The organism is Leucobacter exalbidus, from assembly GCF_017834145.1.
In the GTDB taxonomy this organism is placed as follows: Bacteria; Actinomycetota; Actinomycetes; order Actinomycetales; family Microbacteriaceae; genus Leucobacter; species Leucobacter exalbidus.
In genome coordinates this window covers 2,742,698-2,761,305 of the sequence record NZ_JAFIDA010000001.1, presented here as the reverse complement: position 1 = coordinate 2,761,305, position 18,608 = coordinate 2,742,698, and the positions used below count along the sequence as shown (strand labels likewise).

At 62.3% G+C, this 18,608-nt stretch carries 27 protein-coding genes; all 27 read right to left on the bottom strand.

Annotation, left to right across the window (positions count from 1 at the left end; all coding sequences use genetic code 11):
- Positions 1–154: 154 nt before the first annotated feature.
- A complete protein-coding gene (locus JOF28_RS12525; RefSeq protein ID WP_342452172.1) occupies positions 155–1,891 on the bottom strand; it encodes a thiamine pyrophosphate-binding protein in 1,737 nt (578 codons plus the stop codon).
- Between the two features lie 2 nt (positions 1,892–1,893).
- A complete protein-coding gene (locus tag JOF28_RS12520; protein WP_209706042.1) occupies positions 1,894–2,670 on the bottom strand; it encodes a cyclase family protein in 777 nt (258 codons plus the stop codon).
- A gap of 161 nt (positions 2,671–2,831) precedes the next feature.
- The gene (gene map / locus JOF28_RS12515) at positions 2,832–3,674 is read right to left on the bottom strand and encodes a type I methionyl aminopeptidase (RefSeq protein ID WP_209706041.1); all 843 of its coding nucleotides are present in this window, start codon (positions 3,672–3,674) and stop codon (positions 2,832–2,834) included.
- 3 nt (positions 3,675–3,677) lie between these two features.
- Positions 3,678–4,277: an adenylate kinase gene (locus tag JOF28_RS12510; protein WP_209706040.1), complete on the bottom strand. Its 600-nt coding sequence runs from the start codon at positions 4,275–4,277 to the stop codon at positions 3,678–3,680.
- Positions 4,274–5,596, bottom strand: a complete 1,323-nt coding sequence (gene secY, locus JOF28_RS12505) for a preprotein translocase subunit SecY (protein WP_209706039.1) — start codon at positions 5,594–5,596, stop codon at positions 4,274–4,276. The genes JOF28_RS12510 and secY overlap by 4 nt, the downstream gene beginning before the upstream one ends.
- Positions 5,597–5,817: 221 nt before the next feature.
- On the bottom strand, positions 5,818–6,279 hold the full coding sequence (gene rplO / locus JOF28_RS12500) for a 50S ribosomal protein L15 (protein WP_209706038.1): 462 nt from the start codon (positions 6,277–6,279) through the stop codon (positions 5,818–5,820).
- The gene (rpmD, locus tag JOF28_RS12495) at positions 6,276–6,464 is read right to left on the bottom strand and encodes a 50S ribosomal protein L30 (protein ID WP_209706037.1); all 189 of its coding nucleotides are present in this window, start codon (positions 6,462–6,464) and stop codon (positions 6,276–6,278) included. Before rpmD ends, rplO begins: the two co-directional genes overlap by 4 nt.
- Positions 6,464–7,174: a 30S ribosomal protein S5 gene (gene rpsE, locus JOF28_RS14740; protein WP_209706036.1), complete on the bottom strand. Its 711-nt coding sequence runs from the start codon at positions 7,172–7,174 to the stop codon at positions 6,464–6,466. The genes rpmD and rpsE overlap by 1 nt, the downstream gene beginning before the upstream one ends.
- On the bottom strand, positions 7,171–7,545 hold the full coding sequence (gene rplR, locus JOF28_RS12485) for a 50S ribosomal protein L18 (RefSeq protein WP_209706035.1): 375 nt from the start codon (positions 7,543–7,545) through the stop codon (positions 7,171–7,173). Before rplR ends, rpsE begins: the two co-directional genes overlap by 4 nt.
- A gap of 1 nt (position 7,546) precedes the next feature.
- Positions 7,547–8,083 carry a 50S ribosomal protein L6 gene (gene rplF / locus JOF28_RS12480; RefSeq protein WP_209706034.1) on the bottom strand — a complete coding sequence of 179 codons (537 nt, stop codon included), beginning with the start codon at positions 8,081–8,083 and terminating at the stop codon, positions 7,547–7,549.
- A 6-nt stretch (positions 8,084–8,089) separates the two neighbouring features.
- The gene (gene rpsH, locus JOF28_RS12475) at positions 8,090–8,488 is read right to left on the bottom strand and encodes a 30S ribosomal protein S8 (RefSeq protein WP_209706033.1); all 399 of its coding nucleotides are present in this window, start codon (positions 8,486–8,488) and stop codon (positions 8,090–8,092) included.
- A gap of 119 nt (positions 8,489–8,607) precedes the next feature.
- Positions 8,608–9,174, bottom strand: a complete 567-nt coding sequence (rplE, locus tag JOF28_RS12470; protein WP_209706032.1) for a 50S ribosomal protein L5 — start codon at positions 9,172–9,174, stop codon at positions 8,608–8,610.
- Positions 9,174–9,536, bottom strand: coding sequence for a 50S ribosomal protein L24 (rplX, locus tag JOF28_RS12465; RefSeq protein WP_209706031.1), 363 nt, complete (start codon positions 9,534–9,536; stop codon positions 9,174–9,176). The genes rplE and rplX overlap by 1 nt, the downstream gene beginning before the upstream one ends.
- 4 nt (positions 9,537–9,540) lie before the next feature.
- Positions 9,541–9,909 carry a 50S ribosomal protein L14 gene (gene rplN, locus JOF28_RS12460; protein ID WP_209706030.1) on the bottom strand — a complete coding sequence of 123 codons (369 nt, stop codon included), beginning with the start codon at positions 9,907–9,909 and terminating at the stop codon, positions 9,541–9,543.
- 30 nt (positions 9,910–9,939) lie between these two features.
- Positions 9,940–10,212, bottom strand: coding sequence for a 30S ribosomal protein S17 (rpsQ, locus tag JOF28_RS12455; protein ID WP_209706029.1), 273 nt, complete (start codon positions 10,210–10,212; stop codon positions 9,940–9,942).
- 2 nt (positions 10,213–10,214) lie between these two features.
- Positions 10,215–10,520: a 50S ribosomal protein L29 gene (gene rpmC, locus JOF28_RS12450; protein ID WP_209706028.1), complete on the bottom strand. Its 306-nt coding sequence runs from the start codon at positions 10,518–10,520 to the stop codon at positions 10,215–10,217.
- The gene (gene rplP, locus JOF28_RS12445) at positions 10,520–10,939 is read right to left on the bottom strand and encodes a 50S ribosomal protein L16 (protein ID WP_017793373.1); all 420 of its coding nucleotides are present in this window, start codon (positions 10,937–10,939) and stop codon (positions 10,520–10,522) included. The genes rpmC and rplP overlap by 1 nt, the downstream gene beginning before the upstream one ends.
- A gap of 2 nt (positions 10,940–10,941) precedes the next feature.
- The gene (gene rpsC, locus JOF28_RS12440; protein ID WP_209706027.1) at positions 10,942–11,700 is read right to left on the bottom strand and encodes a 30S ribosomal protein S3; all 759 of its coding nucleotides are present in this window, start codon (positions 11,698–11,700) and stop codon (positions 10,942–10,944) included.
- Positions 11,700–12,083 carry a 50S ribosomal protein L22 gene (rplV, locus tag JOF28_RS12435; RefSeq protein WP_209706026.1) on the bottom strand — a complete coding sequence of 128 codons (384 nt, stop codon included), beginning with the start codon at positions 12,081–12,083 and terminating at the stop codon, positions 11,700–11,702. Before rplV ends, rpsC begins: the two co-directional genes overlap by 1 nt.
- A 25-nt stretch (positions 12,084–12,108) precedes the next feature.
- Positions 12,109–12,390, bottom strand: a complete 282-nt coding sequence (rpsS, locus tag JOF28_RS12430) for a 30S ribosomal protein S19 (protein WP_209706025.1) — start codon at positions 12,388–12,390, stop codon at positions 12,109–12,111.
- A gap of 24 nt (positions 12,391–12,414) precedes the next feature.
- A complete protein-coding gene (gene rplB / locus JOF28_RS12425) occupies positions 12,415–13,251 on the bottom strand; it encodes a 50S ribosomal protein L2 (RefSeq protein WP_209706024.1) in 837 nt (278 codons plus the stop codon).
- A 22-nt stretch (positions 13,252–13,273) separates the two neighbouring features.
- Entirely contained in the window at positions 13,274–13,573 is a 300-nt protein-coding gene (gene rplW / locus JOF28_RS12420; RefSeq protein WP_209706023.1) for a 50S ribosomal protein L23, read from the bottom strand.
- Positions 13,570–14,223 (bottom strand): 50S ribosomal protein L4, encoded by a 654-nt coding sequence (rplD, locus tag JOF28_RS12415; RefSeq protein ID WP_209706022.1) that lies wholly within the window; start codon positions 14,221–14,223, stop codon positions 13,570–13,572. Before rplD ends, rplW begins: the two co-directional genes overlap by 4 nt.
- Positions 14,224–14,226: 3 nt before the next feature.
- Positions 14,227–14,880, bottom strand: coding sequence for a 50S ribosomal protein L3 (rplC, locus tag JOF28_RS12410; protein WP_209706021.1), 654 nt, complete (start codon positions 14,878–14,880; stop codon positions 14,227–14,229).
- A 13-nt stretch (positions 14,881–14,893) separates the two neighbouring features.
- Entirely contained in the window at positions 14,894–15,202 is a 309-nt protein-coding gene (rpsJ, locus tag JOF28_RS12405) for a 30S ribosomal protein S10 (protein ID WP_010156393.1), read from the bottom strand.
- Positions 15,203–15,622: 420 nt separating this feature from the next.
- On the bottom strand, positions 15,623–16,684 hold the full coding sequence (locus JOF28_RS12400) for an MraY family glycosyltransferase (protein WP_209707100.1): 1,062 nt from the start codon (positions 16,682–16,684) through the stop codon (positions 15,623–15,625).
- A 5-nt stretch (positions 16,685–16,689) separates the two neighbouring features.
- Positions 16,690–18,489, bottom strand: coding sequence for a polysaccharide biosynthesis protein (locus JOF28_RS12395; RefSeq protein ID WP_209706020.1), 1,800 nt, complete (start codon positions 18,487–18,489; stop codon positions 16,690–16,692).
- Positions 18,490–18,608 lie beyond the last annotated feature (119 nt).

Here is an 18,608-nt window from a genome sequence, read left to right as displayed (position 1 = left end):
CTAGTAGTTATGCTGGTCATGCGAATGCTCTGACCTTGCTTTTGCGAACGCAAAAACAGGCGCAAAGCACCAAAGATCAAGAGTAGCCGCCCTGATCCCGTTTGTAAAGCCCTGGGACCCTCACAAAGCGAATTATTATTTTCGCGAGCGGTCGCTAGTGCCCAGCGAAGGCCTCCGCGAGCCACCATGCGCCGCCGTCAGAGGCGATTTTGGCGTCAATCACCAGCGGTGCTGTGGGCGCAGATGCGAGCCACTCGCGCACGGGAGCGAGATCTGCGACGCCGCGCACCGTGATGCCGGTCGCCCCAAATCCGCGCGCAATTGCGGCGATGTCAGTGTCAGGAAACTCGACGGCCCCCATATCTGGCGGCGTCGCTCCCCCGCCAAAGTGGTGCACCTCGGCGCCATAGGCGGCGTCGTTGTAGACGATGCACACCAGTGGCAGCCGCAGCCGCACCGCGGTTTCGAGCTCACTGATGCCCATCAAGAACCCACCGTCGCCAGTACCGAGCACCGGCAGCCGGCCCGGCTGCGCGAGCGCGGCCCCAATGGCCGTGCCGAGCCCCAGCCCAATCGACTGGAACGCCTGGGTAAAGCAGAAACCAAATTCATCGGGCACATCGAGGTATGCGCTCGGGTATCCCATAAAGTTGCCCGAATCGATCGACACAATGCGCTCTGCGGGCAAGTACTCATCGAGCACGCGGCTCAGCTCGCGGGGATCGATCTTGCCGCCCCCGCTCAAATCGGGCGTGGGCGTATCGCGCCAACGGGCCGCGGCCTTGATCCGGATCCGATTTGCTTCAGTGCGGTACCCGCCGTGCCGAGCACCCCCATCGGCAGCGTTCCCCCGCGCAGCATCGCGTGCGCGCAGCTGCGCCGTGACGGCCTCGGCGGTCGCCGCGCTGTCGCCCAGCACGCCGAGGTCGATCGGTCGCTGCGCGCCCAGCGCGGCTTCGTCGAGGTCGACCTGCGCCACCCGGGTGCCTGCGGTAATCAGTCGGCCGTGCCGCATCGTCCACATGTTCAGCGCGCAGCCAAAGCCGACGATCAGGTCGGCGCCCGAGATCAGCTCTGCGGTGAGCGGCGACGAGAAGCCGCCCGAAATGCCCAGGTCAAAGTCGTCACCGCGAAACAAGCCGTGCGCGACGGCCGAGGTGGCCAACAGCGCGCCAGATTCGGCCGCGAGGGCACGCAGCGCTTGGCCTGCGCCCCGCCCGCCACGGCCGGCGACCAGCACGGGCCGCTCAGCCGCCGCCAGCAGCTCAGTGAGCGCGGTCACCGCTTCGTCACCCGCCCGCATCGGCACGGGAGGCGGCGTCGCCTGCAGGGCACGTACCTGCGCTGCGGGCACCCGCTCCCCCTGCACGTTCAGCGGCAGGTTCAGCACGACGGTGCGGCGCTGATCACGTGCCGTGCGAAACGCGCGCACCGTGTCGGCGATGGCGCTGCCCGCCGAGTGCACCCGGTGCACCTCGGCGGTCACCGCGCGCGCGAGCCCCGGCTGATCCATCGAGAAATTCGACCCGACGCTCGCCGCCGTCGCTTCGGCCGCGAGCACAATCACCGGCGTGCGGCTCTTGGCCGCTTCGCCGATGCCGGTGGCTGCGTTGGTTAGGCCGCACCCCTGGTGCACGCTCACCAGCCCCACACGGCCCGACATGCGCGCGTAAGCGTCGGCCATGGTCGCGGCCCCGCCCTCGTGCCGCGCCGCCGTAAATGGGACGCCGCTGGCGCGCAGCGCGTTCGTGATCTCAAAGTTGCCCGAGCCCACCACCCCGAAGCAGTGGCCGGCGCCCAGCGCCGCGAGCGTCTGCGCGACCGCCTCGGCGACCGAAATCGTTTCGGGTGCAGCCGCGGCCGGGGCAGCGTGTGCGGGAGCGTGTGCCACCGCTAAGCCTGTTCTACAAACGCGAACACGCGCGCGGGGCTGGCGGTGCCGCCCACGATTGGCAGCGGTGAGACGATGATCATCGCGCCCGTCGCGGGCAGGCTCGCGAGGTTCTGCAGGCTCGTCACCCCGTACTTGTCGTTACCGAGCAGGTGGTAGTGCACGGGGAAGGGCGGGTCGAGTTCATGCCCGCGACCCCAATCGATGCCCACGGTTTCGACGCCGAGCCCCGAGATCTCACGCTCGGTCGACAGCCACAGGGCACACTCGGCCGAGATGCCCGGCGTGTGCGATCCGGCCTCATCGGCATTCAAGAACGCGTCTTGGTCGTGCGCGAAACGATCCCAGCCGGTGCGGTACAGCAGCCAGCTGCCGGCTTCGAGCCGGCCGTGCTCAGCCTCCCACGCTTCAACGTGCGCGATCTCAAGCAGAAAATCGGGGTCGGCCGCAGCATCTGCGCTGTGGTCGATGACAGCGGCGGGGCCCACGAGCCGCTCGGGCAGAATCTGTGACACGTCAAGCCCGTCGCGGCCCGACACCCAGTGCACGGGCGCATCGAGGTGGGTACCGATGTGCTCACCGGTGTGAATATTTTGGTGCTTCCAAAACGGGCCGGGCTCGTTGTACGCGCTCACTTCTTCGAGGCTGAAGTCGATGAGGTTCGCGAACGGGGCGGGCAACCGCAGCGTCGGCGTCGACGCCGACAGCGGGTTGGTGAGGTCGATCACGCGAATGGATCCGGTGCTCAACCCGGTCAGCAGATGAGACAGTGTGGACATGGTTCCTCCTCATTGAGGCGCGGGCGCGCATTTCGAGTTCTCCCCTATCGTGGCCGATGTTTGCCGGTCGACCAAGTCGCGGCGTAACAACGCGGCCGAAAACGCCAGCAGCCCCCGTGAAAACACGGGGGCTGCTGGGCGATGCGGGATCCGGATCAAAATTACGGAATCGGCACCGGTGTGATGCCGAAGGGGGCGAGCCCTGCGGCGCCGCCATCTTCGGCCGTCAGCACCCAGATACCGTCGGCGTGCACGGCGACCGAGTGCTCCCACTGGGCGCTTGCGCGGCCGTCGGCCATTGAGACTGTCCAGCCGTCGTCTTGGATCACGGTCTCGATCTTGCCCTCAGAAATGATGGGCTCGATCGCGACGACGAGACCGGGCTTGACCTCGGGCCCGCGACCGCGCACGGCGTAGTTAAACACCGGCGGATCCTCGTGCATGCTGCGCCCGATGCCGTGGCCGATGTAGTCCTCGAGCACGCCGAAGTCGCTCTCACGGTGCACGCACCGCTCGATCGCTTCGCCAACCTCATTGAGGTACTTTGCGCGCGCAAGCGTCGCAATACCGGTCCACATGGCGAGCTCTGTCACGCGGTCGAGCTTCTCGAGCTGCGCCGTGCGCTCCGGATCGGCGGGGTTCGGTACGACCGCGGTAAATGCCGCGTCGCCGTTCCAGCCGTTCAAGATCGCACCGGCGTCAACCGCGATGATGTCACCGGGTTCGAGCGGCTTATCTGTGGGAATGGCGTGCACAACATCGCTGTTCACGTTCGCACAGATGGTGTGGCGGTACCCAGGCTCCAGCATGAAGTTGGGTTCGCCACCGAGGTTGCGAATCGCAGCCTCAGCCAACGCATCGAGTTCGAGCGGGGTGACACCCGGGCGAATGGCCGCGCGGGCCGCCGCAAGCGCGGCAGCCGTCGCGAGACCGGGCTCGATCATGAGCCGCAGCTGCGCTGGTGACTTGTAGATCGAACGCTTCAGGATTCCCCGCCGTGCCACGTGTTAGCTAACCACCTTCGCGCTCAATTGCGCATCAAGACCGGCGGCAATGCGCTCGGCCACTTCATCAACGCCGCCCATGCCGTCAACCGACACCAGCAGGCCACGAGCCGAGAACAGCTCGATCAGCGGAGCCGTCTGGTCTGCGTAGACGCTCTGACGGTGACGAATCACGTCTTCAGTGTCATCTGCGCGACCCTCGAGCTGTGCACGCTTCAGCAGTCGGGCAACAACCTCATCGGTGTCAGCCTCGAGCAGCACAACGGCATCGAGCGAGTTGCCCTCGAGCATGCCGTCGAGCGCAGCTACCTGATCGACCGTGCGGGGGTAACCGTCAAGTAGAAACCCGCCTGCAGCGTCAGCCTGCGTGAGGCGATCGGCAACAATCTCGTTCGTCAGCGAATCAGGAACGAGTTCGCCCTTCTCGATGATTGCCTGCACCTTTTGGCCGAGCGGCGTGCCGCCCTTGATGTTCGCGCGGAAGATGTCGCCGGTCGAAATCGCCGGAACGCCGTAGCGCTCTGCGATGCGAGTGGCCTGGGTGCCCTTGCCCGCACCAGGCGGGCCCACAATAAGCAGTCGGGTTGAGGAAGTTACTGTCACTTAAGTAGCCCTTCGTAGTGGCGCTGCTGCAGTTGAGCGTCAATTTGCTTGACTGTCTCGAGGCCGACGCCAACGATGATCAGGATGGATGCACCACCGAACGGGAAGTTCTGGTTCGCTCCGAAGAACGAGAGTGCAATAAGCGGGATCAAAGCGATCACGCCGAGGTAGAGCGAACCTGCCGAGGTAATGCGCATCAGCACATAGTTCAGGTACTCAGCGGTGGGACGGCCGGCACGAATACCGGGAACGAAGCCACCGTACTGCTTCATGTTGTCTGACACTTCTTCAGGGTTAAACGTGATCTGCACGTAGAAGAAGGTGAAACCGATCACGAGCAAGAAGAAGACCAGCATGTAGAGCGGCTGGTCACCGTCAACGAGGCTGTTCTGCACCCAAACAACCCAAGGCTTCGGGTCTTCACCGATCTTCGGCTGGTTGAACTGGGTGAGCAGCATCGGCAGGTACAAGATCGCAGATGCGAAGATCACGGGGATCACGCCTGCCATGTTGACCTTGATCGGAATGTAGGTGCTCGAGCCACCGTAGGTGCGGCGGCCGACGACGCGCTTGGCGTACTGCACGGGGATACGACGCTGTGACTGCTCAACGAACACCACGGCAGCGACGATCAAGAGACCCACTGCGAGCACGAGGAAGAAGACCTCCCAGCCCTGCGACTCCTTGATGACCCACATGCCATTGGGGAACGTTGCCGAGATCGACGTGAAGATCAGCATCGACATGCCGTTACCGACACCGCGCTCGGTGATGAGCTCGCCGAACCACATGATGAGGCCCGTGCCCGCGGTCATCGTGAGGATCATGATGATGATCGCCCACCACTCTTGCGAGACCAGGTTGCGGCAGGCGTCGTTCGCGATCGAGCCGAAGAGCTGACCTGAGCGTGCCACCGTAATCAGCGTGGTCGACTGCAGCACTGCGAGGGCGATCGTGAGGTAACGCGTGTACTGCGTCAGCTTCGCCTGACCTGCCTGACCCTCCTTGTGGAGCGTCTCGAAGTGAGGGATCACTACGCGCAGCAGCTGCGTGATAATCGACGCCGTAATGTACGGCATGATGCCGAGGGCGAAGATTGAAAGCTGCAATAGTGCGCCGCCACTGAAGAGATTCACCATCTCATAGAGGCCTGAGGCGCCTGCTGTGTTCGCCGCGAGACACGACTGAACGTTGTTGAACTGAACGAACGGCGTCGGGATAAACGAACCGAGCCGGAAGAGAGAAACGATCGCAAGTGTAAATACGATCTTCCGTCTCAGATCCGGGGTCCTAAAGATCCGTCCGATGGCGCTGAACAAAATCTGCCTCCTGGGAAACGTCGCCTGGGGCCTTCGCCTAACGACGAGAACCGATTGCACCAGCCTACACGCCAGCGTGTGACTGTATGAAACCGCCGCAACTATCGGCGACGATAAAATCCATAAAAAAAGGGGTGAGGTAGACCGGTGATCTCACCGGTCTACCTCTCCCCCAGTCATTTACGCCAAAGCGTGCGTGACTCAAGTATCAGAAAGGATACTTACTTGATCTCGCCACCGGCGGCAACGATCTTCTGCTCAGCTGAGCCAGAGACCTTGTCGACCGAAACGGTGAGCTTAACCTGCAGGTCGCCGTCGCCGAGGACCTTTACGGGGTGGTTTGCACGGACTGCGCCCTTGGCGACGAGGTCAGCAATCGTGACCTCTCCACCCTGGGGGTACAGCTCGGCAAGCTTCGCCACGTTCACTACCTGGTACTCGGTACGGAACGGGTTCTTGAAGCCGCGCAGCTTGGGGGTGCGCATGTGCAGAGGCATCTGCCCACCCTCAAAGCCAACCCGAACCTGGTAACGTGCCTTGGTGCCCTTGGTGCCGCGGCCTGCGGTCTTACCCTTGGATCCCTCGCCACGACCCACGCGGGTCTTGCTCTTCTTAGAACCCGCTGCGGGGCGAAGGTGGTGAGCCTTCAGAACGCTTCCGCGCTCCTCGATGTTCTCGCTCATGCGTCGATCTCCTCAACCTCTACCAGGTGAGCAACAGCGCGAACGTAACCGCGGTTTGCCTTCGTGTCCTCGCGAACGACCGTCTGACCGATCTTCTTGAGGCCGAGGCTGCGCAGCGTGTCACGCTGGTTCTGCTTCTCGCTGATAATGGACTTCGTCTGCGTAATCTTCAGGCTCACAGCCATTACGCACCTGCCTTTGCCTTCGCAGCGTCGGCCGCGGCCTTCGCCTCAGCGCGCACAATGCGAGCCGGGGCGACGCGGTCGAAGTCAAGGCCACGGCGAGCTGCAACGGAGCGGGGCTCCTCGAGCAGCTGCAGGGCCTTAACGGTCGCATGCACGATGTTCAGGGTGTTCGATGAACCGAGCGACTTGCTCAGAACGTCGTGGATGCCAGCGCACTCGAGTACGGCGCGAACAGGGCCACCGGCGATAACACCGGTACCTGCGGCTGCGGGACGAAGCAGAACCACACCGGCTGCTGCCTCACCCTGCACGGGGTGGGGAATGGTGCTGCCTACGCGAGGCACGCGGAAGAAGTTCTTCTTGGCTTCTTCGACGCCCTTTGCAATAGCGAGGGGAACTTCCTTCGCCTTGCCGTAGCCAACGCCAACGGTACCGTTGCCATCGCCAACCACGACGAGCGCGGTGAAGCTGAAGCGACGGCCGCCCTTGACGACCTTCGACACGCGGTTGATCGTGACGACGCGCTCGAGGAACTGGCTCTCGTTGCGGTCACGGCCACCACGCTCGTTACGGGTACCACGATCGCGGCTGCCACGACGCTGTTCGCGCGGCTCGCTGCGGTGATCCTGTGCGGGCGCAGTTGCGGTCGCAGTCTGGGTCTCAGCCGGAGTCTCTGCAGACACTTGCTGCTCCTTAGTCTCGTTACTCACAGGGTCAGCCCCCCTTCGCGAGCGCCATCGGCGATCGCTGCAACGCGGCCGGCGTACCGGCTGCCACCGCGGTCGAAGACCACAGCGTCGATGCCGGCGCTCTTAGCGCGCTCGGCTACAAGCTCGCCGACCTTGCGGGCCTTGGCGGTCTTGTCGCCCTCGAAAGCACGAAGATCGGCTTCCATGGTCGAAGCCGATGCCAGGGTGAAGCCCTTGGAATCGTCGATAACCTGAACGAAGATGTGGCGCGCTGAGCGCGTCACTGCGAGACGGGGACGAGTCTCCGTGCCGACGATCTTCTTACGCAGGCGGGTGTGGCGGCGTACTCGCGCAGCCGTACGTCCCTTACCGCGGGAAATTGAAGCGGCCATCTTACTTACCAGCCTTTCCAGCCTTGCGACGGACAATCTCGCCAGCGTAGCGAATGCCCTTGCCCTTGTAGGGCTCCGGCTTCTTCAGCTTGCGGATGTTAGCGGCGGCCTCTCCGACCCCCTGCTTTGAGATCCCCGAAACGGTGATCTTCGTGTTGCCTTCAACCGAGAGCGTGATGCCCTCAGGTGCGTCAACAAGAACCGGGTGCGAGAAGCCGAGTGCGAGCTCGAGGCCCGTGCCCTTCAGCTGCACGCGGTAACCGGTGCCAACGACCTCGAGCTGCTTGGAGTAGCCCTCGGTCACACCGATGATGTTGTTGTTGATGAGCGTGCGGGTCAAACCGTGCAGTGCTCGGGAATCGCGCTCGTCGTTGGGGCGCGAAACCAGAATCTGGCCGTCCTCAACCGACGCGCGGATGGGCTCTGCGATGGTGAGCGTGAGCTCGCCCTTCGCACCCTTGACCGTGACGTTCTGGCCGTCGATCTTTACATCTACACCACCGGGAACGGTGATGGGAAGCTTACCAATACGTGACATGACGTCTTACCACACGTAAGCGAGGACTTCCCCGCCTACGCCCTTCTGATCGGCCTCGCGCCCCGTGAGGAGGCCCGAAGAGGTGGACAGGATCGCAATGCCAAGGCCGCCGAGAACGTTGGGGATCTCGGTTGAGGCTGCGTAAACACGCAGGCCGGGCTTTGACACGCGCTTGATCCCCTGGATCGAGCGCTCGCGGTTAGGACCATACTTCAGCGACATGGTGATCGAGGTGCCCACGCGTGCGGGTTCGACCTTCCAGTCCTTGATGTAGCCCTCGCGCTTGAGGATCTCTGCGATCCGCTCCTTCAGCTTTGAGCCGGGAAGCGAAACGTCGTCATGATGTGCGCTATTTGCGTTGCGCAGTCGGGTCAGCATATCTGCGACCGGATCAGTCATCGTCATGATTGACTCTTTCTTTCTCGCCTGGTATCACGCTCCGGTACAAGGAGCGTGACCTGGGTGACACACGGTGCGGGTGCCCGGAGAAATCTCCGGGCACCCGTGCCGCTTGGACTATTTAATTACTCTGACTTGAAGGGGAAGCCGAGCGCGCGAAGCAGCGCACGACCCTCGTCGTCAGTCTTGGCCGTGGTTACAACAGTGATGTCGAAGCCACGCACGCGGTCAATCTTATCCTGATCGATCTCGTGGAATACACTCTGCTCAGTCAATCCGAAGGTGTAGTTGCCGTTTCCGTCGAACTGCTTGGCCGAAAGACCGCGGAAATCGCGGATACGGGGCAGTGCGAGGTTCACAAGACGGTCCAGGAATTCCCAGGCACGATCGCCACGAAGCGTGACGTGTGCGCCAATGGCCTGGCCCTCGCGCAGCTTGAACTGTGCGATCGACTTGCGAGCCTTGGTGACCATGGGTCGCTGACCCGTGATCTTGATGAGGTCAGCAATTGCGCCCTCAATAACCTTGCTATCGCGTGCTGCTTCGCCAACGCCAGTGTTCACAACAACCTTAACAAGGCCGGGAACCTGCATGACGTTTTCGAAAGCGAACTCTTCCTTCAGCGCGGGAACAATTACTTCCCGGTACTGCTGCTTCAGGCGGGGCTGGATCTTGACAGCCTGATCAGTCATCAGAGGTCCTTCCCAGACTTCTTGGCGTAACGAACGCGCACGGTCTTCTTCTTGCCATCCTTCTCAACCTCTTCAACGCGGAAGCCAACGCGAGTGGGCTTCTTCGTCTCGGGGTCGACAACGGCGACGTTAGAGATGTGGATCGGGGCCTCAACGGTCTCGATGCCACCCTCGCGGGCGCCCTGGCTTGACTGGCCAACACGAACGTGCTTCGTAACGAAGTTCACGCCTTCAACGAGCACGCGGCTCGTCTCGGTGAAAACCTCGAGAACAACGCCCTGCTTGCCCTTGTAGCCGCCGCGTTCCTGCGACGGGCCCGAGATGACCTCTACGAGGTCACCCTTCTTGATCTTCATGCCCATAGGACTAGATCACCTCCGGTGCGAGTGAGACGATCTTCATGAACTTCTTATCGCGAAGCTCACGACCGACCGGCCCGAAGATACGGGTGCCGCGGGGCTCCCCGTCGGCCTTCAGGATGACGGCAGCGTTCTCGCTGAAGCTGATGTACGAGCCATCAACGCGACGAGTCGACTTGCGCGTGCGAACGATAACAGCCTTGACGACGTCACCCTTCTTCACGTTACCGCCGGGGATCGCGTCCTTGACGGTCGCGACGATCGTGTCACCGAGACCGGCGTAACGACGACGCGAACCTCCGAGAACACGAATGGTAAGCAACTCCTTGGCGCCGGTGTTATCGGCAACCTTGAGTCGGGATTCCTGCTGAATCACTAGCTACTCCTTACTCAGTAAGCCTGAGGCTTACTTCGCCTTCTCGAGGATCTCGACCAGGCGCCAGCGCTTGGAGGCGCTCAGCGGACGGGTCTCGTGGATGAGCACGAGATCGCCAACGCCAGCGGCGTTCAGCTCGTCGTGAACCTTCACCTTGGACGCACGGCGCAGCACCTTGCCGTAAAGCGGGTGCTTAACGCGGTCCTCGACCTCAACGACGATGGTCTTGTCCATCTTGTCGCTGACGACGTAGCCGCGGCGAGCCTTACGGTCGGCGCGCTGTTCCTTCTCGACCTCAGCCATGATTAGGCCTCCTTCGTGTCAGCGGCGGCGTCCGCCTGCTCGGTCTTCTTGGTGGCCTTAGCGGCCTTAGCCGGCGCGGCTACGGGGGTTACCCGAATGCCGAGCTCGCGCTCACGCAGCACAGTGTAAATGCGAGCGATGTCGCGCTTTACCTGGCGAACGCGGCCGTGGCTTTCCAGCTGGCCCGTGGCCGACTGGAAGCGCAGGTTGAACAGCTCGGCCTTAGCCTTCTTGAGCTCTTCAGCCAAACGCTCGTTCTCGTATGAATCTAGCTCCGTGATAGCCAGTTCTTTGGTCCCGATCGCCATTACGCGTCGCCCTCCTCGCGCTTAATAATGCGGGCCTTCAGAGGAAGCTTGTGGATTGCGCGGGTCAGTGCCTCGCGCGCAAGCTCCTCGTCAACGCCAGCGACCTCAAAGAGGACGCGGCCCGGCTTGACGTTGGCCACCCACCACTCGGGCGAACCCTTACCCGAACCCATGCGGGTTTCCGCAGGCTTCTTGGTAAGAGGACGATCGGGGTAGATGTTGATCCATACCTTGCCACCACGCTTGATGTGACGGGTCATCGCGATACGAGCGGACTCGATCTGACGGTTCGTCACATAAGCGGGGGTGAGGGCCTGGATACCGAATTCGCCGAAGGAAACCTTCGTGCCGCCCTTTGCCTGGCCACTACGACCGGGGTGGTGCTGCTTGCGGTACTTGACTCGACGGGGAATCAGCATGCTTACTTCTCCGCTCCTGCTGCAGCGGGTGCAGCCTCGGCCTGTGCACCACGAGGTGCACGACGGCGATCGCCACGGTCGCGAGACGGCTTCTGAGCCGCCTGCTCGCGCGCGAGTTCCTTGTTGGTCAGGTCACCCTTGTAGATCCAAACCTTCACGCCGATACGGCCGAAGGTGGTCTTTGCCTCGTAGAAACCGTAATCGATGTTCGCGCGAAGGGTGTGCAACGGCACACGACCCTCACGGTAGAACTCCGAGCGGCTCATCTCGGCGCCGCCAAGGCGGCCTGAGACCTGGATGCGGATGCCCTTGGCACCAGCGCGCTGTGCGCCCTGGAGACCCTTGCGCATTGCACGGCGGAATGCCACGCGAGCAGCGAGCTGCTCGGCTACACCCTGTGCAACGAGCTGAGCGTCAGCCTCGGGGTTCTTGACCTCGAGGATGTTCAGCTGGATCTGCTTGCCCGTGAGCTTCTCGAGGTCAGCGCGAATACGCTCTGCCTCTGCGCCGCGACGGCCAATGACGATACCGGGGCGTGCCGAGTGGATATCCACACGAACACGGTCACGGGTGCGCTCGATCTCGACGCGTGAAACGCCGGCACGATCGAGCTGCTTGGTCAGGTGCAGACGGATCTTGATGTCCTCGGCCACGTAGTCAGCGTAACGCTGACCCTTCTTGGTCGAGTCCGAGAACCAACGCGAGACGTGATCAGTGGTGATCCCGAGGCGGAAGCCATAGGGATGAATCTTCTGGCCCATTAGTTGGCTCCCTTCTTCGCGGTTGCAAGCTCATCAGCGGACTGAATAACAACCGTGATGTGGCTCGTGCGCTTGTTGATACGGAACGCGCGGCCCTGTGCACGGGGGCGGAAACGCTTCAGCGTTGCGCCCTCGTCAACAAAAGCACGAGCGATAACGAGCTCGTCTTCGTTCAGACGCAGGTTCTCCTTCTCGGCCTTCACACGTGCGTTAGCGATTGCCGAAGCAACCAGCTTGAACACGGGCTCAGCTGCAGCCTGAGGTGCGAACTTCAGGATGGCCAGGGCCTCCTGCGCGTTCTTTCCACGAACCAGGTCAACAACGCGACGGGCCTTCTGGGGGGTAATGCGGATATGACGCAGACTTGCGGTCGACTCCACCATTTCTCTTCCTCCTTCACGTCGCCGCTTAGCGGCGACGGCCCTTCTTGTCGTCCTTCACGTGGCCACGGAAGGTGCGAGTGGGCGCAAATTCGCCCAGCTTGTGACCAACCATGGTTTCGGTGATGAATACGGGAATGTGCTTGCGACCGTCGTGAACCGCGATGGTGTGTCCCAGCATGCCGGGAATAATCATCGAACGGCGCGACCAGGTCTTGATCACATTCTTGGTGCCAGCTTCGTTCTGGACAACCACCTTGTTTAGCAGGTGATTATCAACGAAGGGGCCCTTCTTGAGACTACGAGGCATCTTCTACTCTCTCCTACCCGCGGACTAGCGCTTCTTGCCGACGTTGCGGCGGCGAACAATGAGCTTGTCGCTTTCCTTGTTCGAATGCCGCGTACGGCCTTCCTTCTGGCCCCACGGGCTGACCGGGTGACGGCCACCTGAGGTGCGGCCTTCGCCACCACCGTGCGGGTGATCAACAGGGTTCATGACGACGCCACGAACGGTCGGGCGTACGCCCTTCCAGCGCATACGGCCGGCCTTACCCCAGTTGATGTTGGACTGCTCGGCGTTACCGACCTCGCCGATCGTTGCGCGGCAGCGCAGATCAACGTTGCGGATTTCACCTGAGGGCAGACGCAGCTGAGCGTAGGGGCCGTCCTTAGCGACGAGACGCACTGATGCGCCTGCCGAACGTGCCATCTTTGCTCCGCCACCGGGCTTCAGCTCGATCGCGTGAATAACAGTACCCGTGGGGATGTTCTTCAGCGGGAGGTTGTTACCCGGCTTGATATCGGCCAGTGCGCCCGACTCAATGATGTCACCCTGGTTGAGCTTGTTCGGAGCGATGATGTATCGCTTCGTGCCATCCACGTAGTGCAGAAGCGCGATGCGCGCCGTGCGGTTGGGATCGTACTCAATGTGAGCAACCTTGGCGTTTACGCCGTCCTTGTCATGACGACGGAAGTCGATGACGCGGTACTGACGCTTGTGGCCGCCACCGATGTGACGCGTGGTGATACGACCCTGGTTGTTACGACCGCCCGTCTTGGGGAGCGGACGCAGCAGCGCCTTTTCAGGCGTGGAGCGCGTGATCTCGGCGAAATCGGCGACGCTCGACCCGCGACGACCGGGGGTCGTCGGCTTGTACTTACGAATAGCCATAGTGTGTTCCTCTTCGCCCCTTCTACAGCGCAGCCGTGAAGATGTCGATGGAGCCCGACTTCAGCTTGACAATGGCGCGCTTGGTATCCTTGCGCTTGCCCTGGCCAAACTTGGTGCGGCGGGTCTTGCCCTTGCGGTTCAGAGTGTTGATCGAAGCGACCTTAACTCCAAAAACCGTCTCGATTGCGAACTTGATCTCGGTCTTCGTCGCAGTCGGCTGTACCTCGAAGGTGTACTGGCCGTTTGCGTCGATCAGGCCGTAGCTCTTCTCGGAAACGATGGGGCGGATGATGACGTCGTGTGCAGACTTGTTCAGGCTCACTTCGTGTCCTCCTTGGCGGCGCGGCTTGCGACGAACGCGTCGAAAGCAGCCTTGGTAAAGACGAGATCGTCACTGACGACCACATCGTAGGCGTTGAGCTGATCCTGGAACAGGACGTGCACGAACGGGAGGTTACGCACGCTGAGCGCGGTAACTTCATCTTCGCGAGCGATCACAACGAGAACGCGGTTGCCCGGAGCGACCTGTGCGAGGTAATCGCGTGCGGCCTTCGTGCTGGGCTTGTTCTCGATGCCGAAGCTGTCAACAACGTGCAGGCGGTTCGCACGGGTGCGATCCGAAAGCAGGCCGATGAGTGCTGCAGCGATCATCTTCTTGGGCGTGCGCTGCGAGTAATCGCGGGGCACGGGACCGTGAACGATGCCGCCGCCGCGGTGCTGAGGCATACGAACCGAACCCTGACGGGCGCGGCCGGTACCCTTCTGCTTGAACGGCTTGACACCTGAACCGGAGCGTTCGCCACGGTTCTTGGTCTTGTGCGTGCCCTGGCGCGCAGCTGCGAGCTGAGCGGTGACCACCTGGTGGATCAACGGGACATTGGTCTCGGCAGCGAAGATGGACTCCGGCAGGTCAACCGACCCAGCCTTCTGCCCCTTGGCGTCGAGCACCTCGAGCTTGGTAGCGGTAGCCATGAACTACGCCCCCTTCACTGCGTTGCGAACGAAAACGAGACGACCGCGAGCACCGGGAACTGCACCCTTCACCAGGATGAGGCCCTTCTCTGCGTCGATCGCCTGAACGATGAGGTTCTGCACGGTTACGCGCTCGCCACCCATACGTCCAGCCATGCGGTGTCCACGGAACACGCGACCGGGGGTCGACGCGCCGCCAATGGAACCGGGCTTGCGGTGGTTACGGTGAGCACCGTGCGAAGCCGAGACACCCTTGAAGTTGTGACGCTTCATGACGCCGGCGAAGCCCTTGCCCTTCGAGGTACCCACGACGTCGACCTTCTGGCCAGCCTCGAAGGTGGCGTCGACGGTGAGCTCCTGGCCGAGTGCGTACTCAGCGGCGTCAGCCGTGCGTACCTCAGTCAGGTGACGGCGAGGCGTAACGCCTGCCTTCTCGAAGTGACCCGCGGTCGGCTTGTTCACCTTGCGGGGGTCAATCTGGCCCGCGGCGATCTGCACGGCGCTGTAGCCGTCGACCTCGGGGGTGCGGATCTGCGTGACCACGTTGGGGGCCAGTTCGATCACGGTCACGGGAACGACATTGCCGTTCTCGTCCCATACCTGCGTCATACCGAGCTTGGTGCCCAGAAGACCCTTCACGTTACGTACTACTGACATGTTCGGATCCCCCTTAGAGCTTAATCTCGATGTTGACATCGGCAGGGAGATCGAGACGCATCAGCGAATCGACTGCCTTGGGCGTGGGATCCACGATGTCGATGAGGCGCTTGTGCGTGCGCTTCTCGAAGTGTTCGCGGCTGTCCTTGTACTTGTGAGGCGAACGGATCACTGCGATCACGTTCTTCTCGGTGGGAAGCGGCACGGGGCCGATGACAGTTGCACCCGCGCGGGTTACCGTGTCAACGATCTTTCGTGCTGAGCTGTCGATGACCTCATGGTCATACGACTTGAGTCGAATGCGGATCTTTTGTCCCGCCATGACATCTCTACTTTCTACTTGCGTCTTACCCCGCGTCAGTCATAACGCGGCGCATTGGACGTCTTACGTACCAGCGCCCTGGCATAGCTGAGCCCTAGGGCTCTACGTGCTGGGTCTCTGTTCACCTGTCAAAACCGCACCCGAATGATCGGAGACGGCCCACTCACACAAAGACGGACAGGTGAAACCTGACCGTCAGAATGCGTATGGTTTTCGTTCGCTGCCCGCGGCCTAATCCGAGCCCCAGTTGCCTGAGACGATTATGCACTGCCTGGCAGTGACCCACGCGGAAACGTGGAGTACTGAACCTGTATATTCTCGCACGCCATCGCAGAACACGCAACCCGGGCGTGTCTTATTTCTCGTTTCACCGCGCGTCGCGGCATGTTTGGCACCCCCTTGGGGGTGCTGCGAGGGTGGCTATGCTGCGCGCAGGGGCAGCAGCTTCGGAAGCGCAAGGTACACACCCAGCACCACCAGGCCCGCGACCAGCAGCGTGAGCGTGCCGAGCAGCCCGACAAAGCACGAGGCCAAGCCCAGCAGCGACGCGAGCAGCGTGGCGCCCGCGGTGCAGGCCGAAGCCTGCACGTGGGTGTACCCCATCTGCTGAATGCGCTGGTAGGTGTGCTCCTTGTGGGGCTCATCCCACTTGTGGCCGGCGCGCATCCGCTTCACCAGGGTGACGCCAACGTCACCGAAGTAAATCACCATGGGACCGATCGATGCGAGCAGCGGAACCCCCGCGAGCAGTGCCGCAAAACTCGTGATCGCGGTTGCGCCGCCCAGCAGGTAACTCCCAACGTCGCCCAGAAAGGCGCCAGGCTTCGTCAGGTTCCAGGGCAGAAAGCCCGCGAAACCCGCCGCAAGGATCAAACCAGCTGCGATCAGCCACGCGTGCCCCGTGAGCCAGCCTGCCGCCGCGAAGGTGAGCCCGGCGATCACACCGTGGAACCCGCTGATGCCGTTGAGGCCGTCCATGAAGTTCGCGACGTTGATGTAGCTCGAGATAAAGAGCACCGCGTAGACCACGAGCACGATCGTGCCGCCGATGGACAACGCGGCGGTGCCGCCCGTACCCACAAAATTGAGTACGGGTTCACCGTTGGATGCGATGAGCAGCACTGGCACGAGCAGTGCGATGACGAGCAGCAAAACACTGCGCACCGGCACGCTGAGGCCGCGCAGGTCTTCGGTGAGCCCAAGTAGCCCAGCGCACAATGAACCAATGACCACGACGAGCAGCGTCGGCCATGCCTGCGACGCCGAAGCTTCGCTGCGCAGCAAGAGCACCGCGGTGATCCCCGCGATCACCATGGCGATCAAGACGGCGAGGCCCAGCCCGCGCAGCACGGGTCGTGCATGAGAGGAGCGCTCATTGGGCACATCCATGATGCCGAGCCGCACCAGCAGCGGTCGCACAACGAGCGGCAGCAGCAGACTGCACGCCAAAGATACGCCGCCAGCAAGCAGCGCGATCGTCATCGGGTTCACTGCACTCGCTCCTCTGCGGCCACCGTAAGGTTCATGCGGGCCACCCAGCCCTCATGATTGAGCACCTCGGGTGAAATGGTGTCGACGTGGGCGTGCGAGATCATCGGGTGGAAGGGGCGTTCATCGCCCTCGCCTGCCCCGGTGAGCTCCTCGTGCAATTTCTCGCCGTGGCGCAGCCCGGTAAACACAATCTCAATGTCTTTGCCCGACTGGGCGATCATGCGCTTGGCAACATCGAGAATCAGCACCGGCTCCCCCATCTCAAGGATGAGCACCTCTCGCGGGCGACCGATACCACCGGCCTGCACCACGAGCTGGCACGCCTCAGGAATGGTCATGAAGTACCGGGTGACGTCTGGGTGGGTCACTGTCATCGGACCGCCAGCCGCAATCAGCTTGCGGAAGGTGGGCAGCATCGAACCGCGGCTCCCCAACACATTGCCAAAGCGCACCGACAGGTACCGCTGGCCGGTCTGTTCAGCCATCCACGCCGTCAGCTTCTCGGCAACGCGCTTGGAGTGACCCAGCACACTGGTGGGGTTCGCGGCCTTATCGGTCGAGATGTTCACGAAGGTGCCGACCTCGGCCCCCTGGGCGGCACGCAGCACGTTCAGGGTACCCAGCACATTCGTCTTCCAGGCCTCGTCTGGATACTGCTCAAGCATCGGCAGGTGCTTCAACGCCGCCGCGTGGAACACCACCTCAGGCTTGCGCTCGAGGAAGATCTGCTTCAGAGCTTCAGCGTCACGAATATCGGCGAGCACCACATCATTGGTGTCGAGCAGCCCGTGGCCGCTGATAGCAAGCTGGCTCTCTTGCAGCGCGGTTTCATCGCGGTCGAGCATGATCAGTTCGCTCGGCTTGAACTTTACAAGCTGACGGCACAGCTCAGAACCGATCGATCCGCCCGCGCCGGTGACCAACACGCGCTTGCCCTGCAGATAGGACGCAATGGATTCGGTTTCGAGGCGCACGGGGTGGCGCCCAATGATGTCCTCGATGGAAAGCTCTCGCACCTCAGAGATCGATGAGACGTTCTGCAGAATGCGGTCAAGTGGCGGCAGCACCAGCACGGTGAGCCCCGAGGCCGCAGCGGCTACATCAACCCGACGCATCATGGCGGCGTCGGCGTCACCGATACACACGATAAGCTTCGTGGCCTTGGTCTCTGAGGCGATCCGTTCAAGATCTGCGAGCCCGCCGAGCACGCGCACACCACGCACCTCTTGGTGTCGCTTCACCGGATCGTCATCGATGAAGCCCACGGGCAGCGACGTGCTCTGGGCATCAGTGAGCAGGCGTTTGGCCGTCTCAACTCCCAAGTAACCGCAGCCATACAGCAGCGTAATCTCAGCTTCGTCGCCGGGCTTCAGCTGCCGTTCGTTGGCCAGTCGCATAATGTATCGCGCGACGCCCATCAGGCTGAAGGTGATCGGCGCAGCAATCACCAGCGCACTGCGGGGAATGCCATTGCCGTAACCCACCAAGAAGGCGAACACCCAAGCACACACCATCACGCAGGTGACGTCGATCACGATGGCGCGCACCTCGTCAAAGCTGCCAATGGCGTACCTGTTGCGATAGAGCCAGGTGAGCCAACCCGCAATGAGCTGCAGCACGATGGTGACCCCGATGACCGTGAGCGTCCAGCCCCAGTGAATGCGGCCGAGCGCGAAGTCAAAACGCAGCACGAGTGCGACGAGGATACCGATCGCCCAGGCCAGCGCGTCGAGCAAGAAGAGCGCGCCATAGTGCCGTGCAAAGTGGGCGATGCGTTCGGCTGCGGTGTGCGGCACTCCTGCTCCATTCGATCAGCGATAACGGGGCACAACTCTGCCCCCATCATTCCAGGATACTCCCACGGGGGTGTACAACCGTCATTGCACGCCCCGCCGGGCGTTGAAAACCGCCCCCA

Excerpts from the sequence above, each read along its gene's own strand:
- JOF28_RS12520 (WP_209706042.1), bottom strand. The coding sequence starts at position 2,670 with ATGTCCACACTGTCTCATCTGCTGACCGGGTTGAGCACCGGATCCATT.
- rplO (WP_209706038.1), bottom strand. The coding sequence starts at position 6,279 with ATGAGCGAGAACATCGAGGAGCGCGGAAGCGTTCTGAAGGCTCACCAC.
- rpmD (WP_209706037.1), bottom strand. The coding sequence starts at position 6,464 with ATGGCTGTGAGCCTGAAGATTACGCAGACGAAGTCCATTATCAGCGAG.
- rplR (WP_209706035.1), bottom strand. The coding sequence starts at position 7,545 with ATGGCCGCTTCAATTTCCCGCGGTAAGGGACGTACGGCTGCGCGAGTA.
- rplF (WP_209706034.1), bottom strand. The coding sequence starts at position 8,083 with ATGTCACGTATTGGTAAGCTTCCCATCACCGTTCCCGGTGGTGTAGAT.
- rpsH (WP_209706033.1), bottom strand. The coding sequence starts at position 8,488 with ATGACGATGACTGATCCGGTCGCAGATATGCTGACCCGACTGCGCAAC.
- rplE (WP_209706032.1), bottom strand. The coding sequence starts at position 9,174 with ATGACTGATCAGGCTGTCAAGATCCAGCCCCGCCTGAAGCAGCAGTAC.
- rplX (WP_209706031.1), bottom strand. The coding sequence starts at position 9,536 with ATGGGCATGAAGATCAAGAAGGGTGACCTCGTAGAGGTCATCTCGGGC.
- rpsQ (WP_209706029.1), bottom strand. The coding sequence starts at position 10,212 with ATGGCTGAGGTCGAGAAGGAACAGCGCGCCGACCGTAAGGCTCGCCGC.
- rpmC (WP_209706028.1), bottom strand. The coding sequence starts at position 10,520 with ATGGCGATCGGGACCAAAGAACTGGCTATCACGGAGCTAGATTCATAC.
- rplP (WP_017793373.1), bottom strand. The coding sequence starts at position 10,939 with ATGCTGATTCCCCGTCGAGTCAAGTACCGCAAGCAGCACCACCCCGGT.
- rpsC (WP_209706027.1), bottom strand. The coding sequence starts at position 11,700 with ATGGGCCAGAAGATTCATCCCTATGGCTTCCGCCTCGGGATCACCACT.
- rplV (WP_209706026.1), bottom strand. The coding sequence starts at position 12,083 with ATGGTGGAGTCGACCGCAAGTCTGCGTCATATCCGCATTACCCCCCAG.
- rpsS (WP_209706025.1), bottom strand. The coding sequence starts at position 12,390 with ATGCCTCGTAGTCTCAAGAAGGGCCCCTTCGTTGATAATCACCTGCTA.
- rplB (WP_209706024.1), bottom strand. The coding sequence starts at position 13,251 with ATGGCTATTCGTAAGTACAAGCCGACGACCCCCGGTCGTCGCGGGTCG.
- rplD (WP_209706022.1), bottom strand. The coding sequence starts at position 14,223 with ATGGCTACCGCTACCAAGCTCGAGGTGCTCGACGCCAAGGGGCAGAAG.
- rplC (WP_209706021.1), bottom strand. The coding sequence starts at position 14,880 with ATGTCAGTAGTACGTAACGTGAAGGGTCTTCTGGGCACCAAGCTCGGT.
- rpsJ (WP_010156393.1), bottom strand. The coding sequence starts at position 15,202 with ATGGCGGGACAAAAGATCCGCATTCGACTCAAGTCGTATGACCATGAG.
- JOF28_RS12400 (WP_209707100.1), bottom strand. The coding sequence starts at position 16,684 with ATGACGATCGCGCTGCTTGCTGGCGGCGTATCTTTGGCGTGCAGTCTG.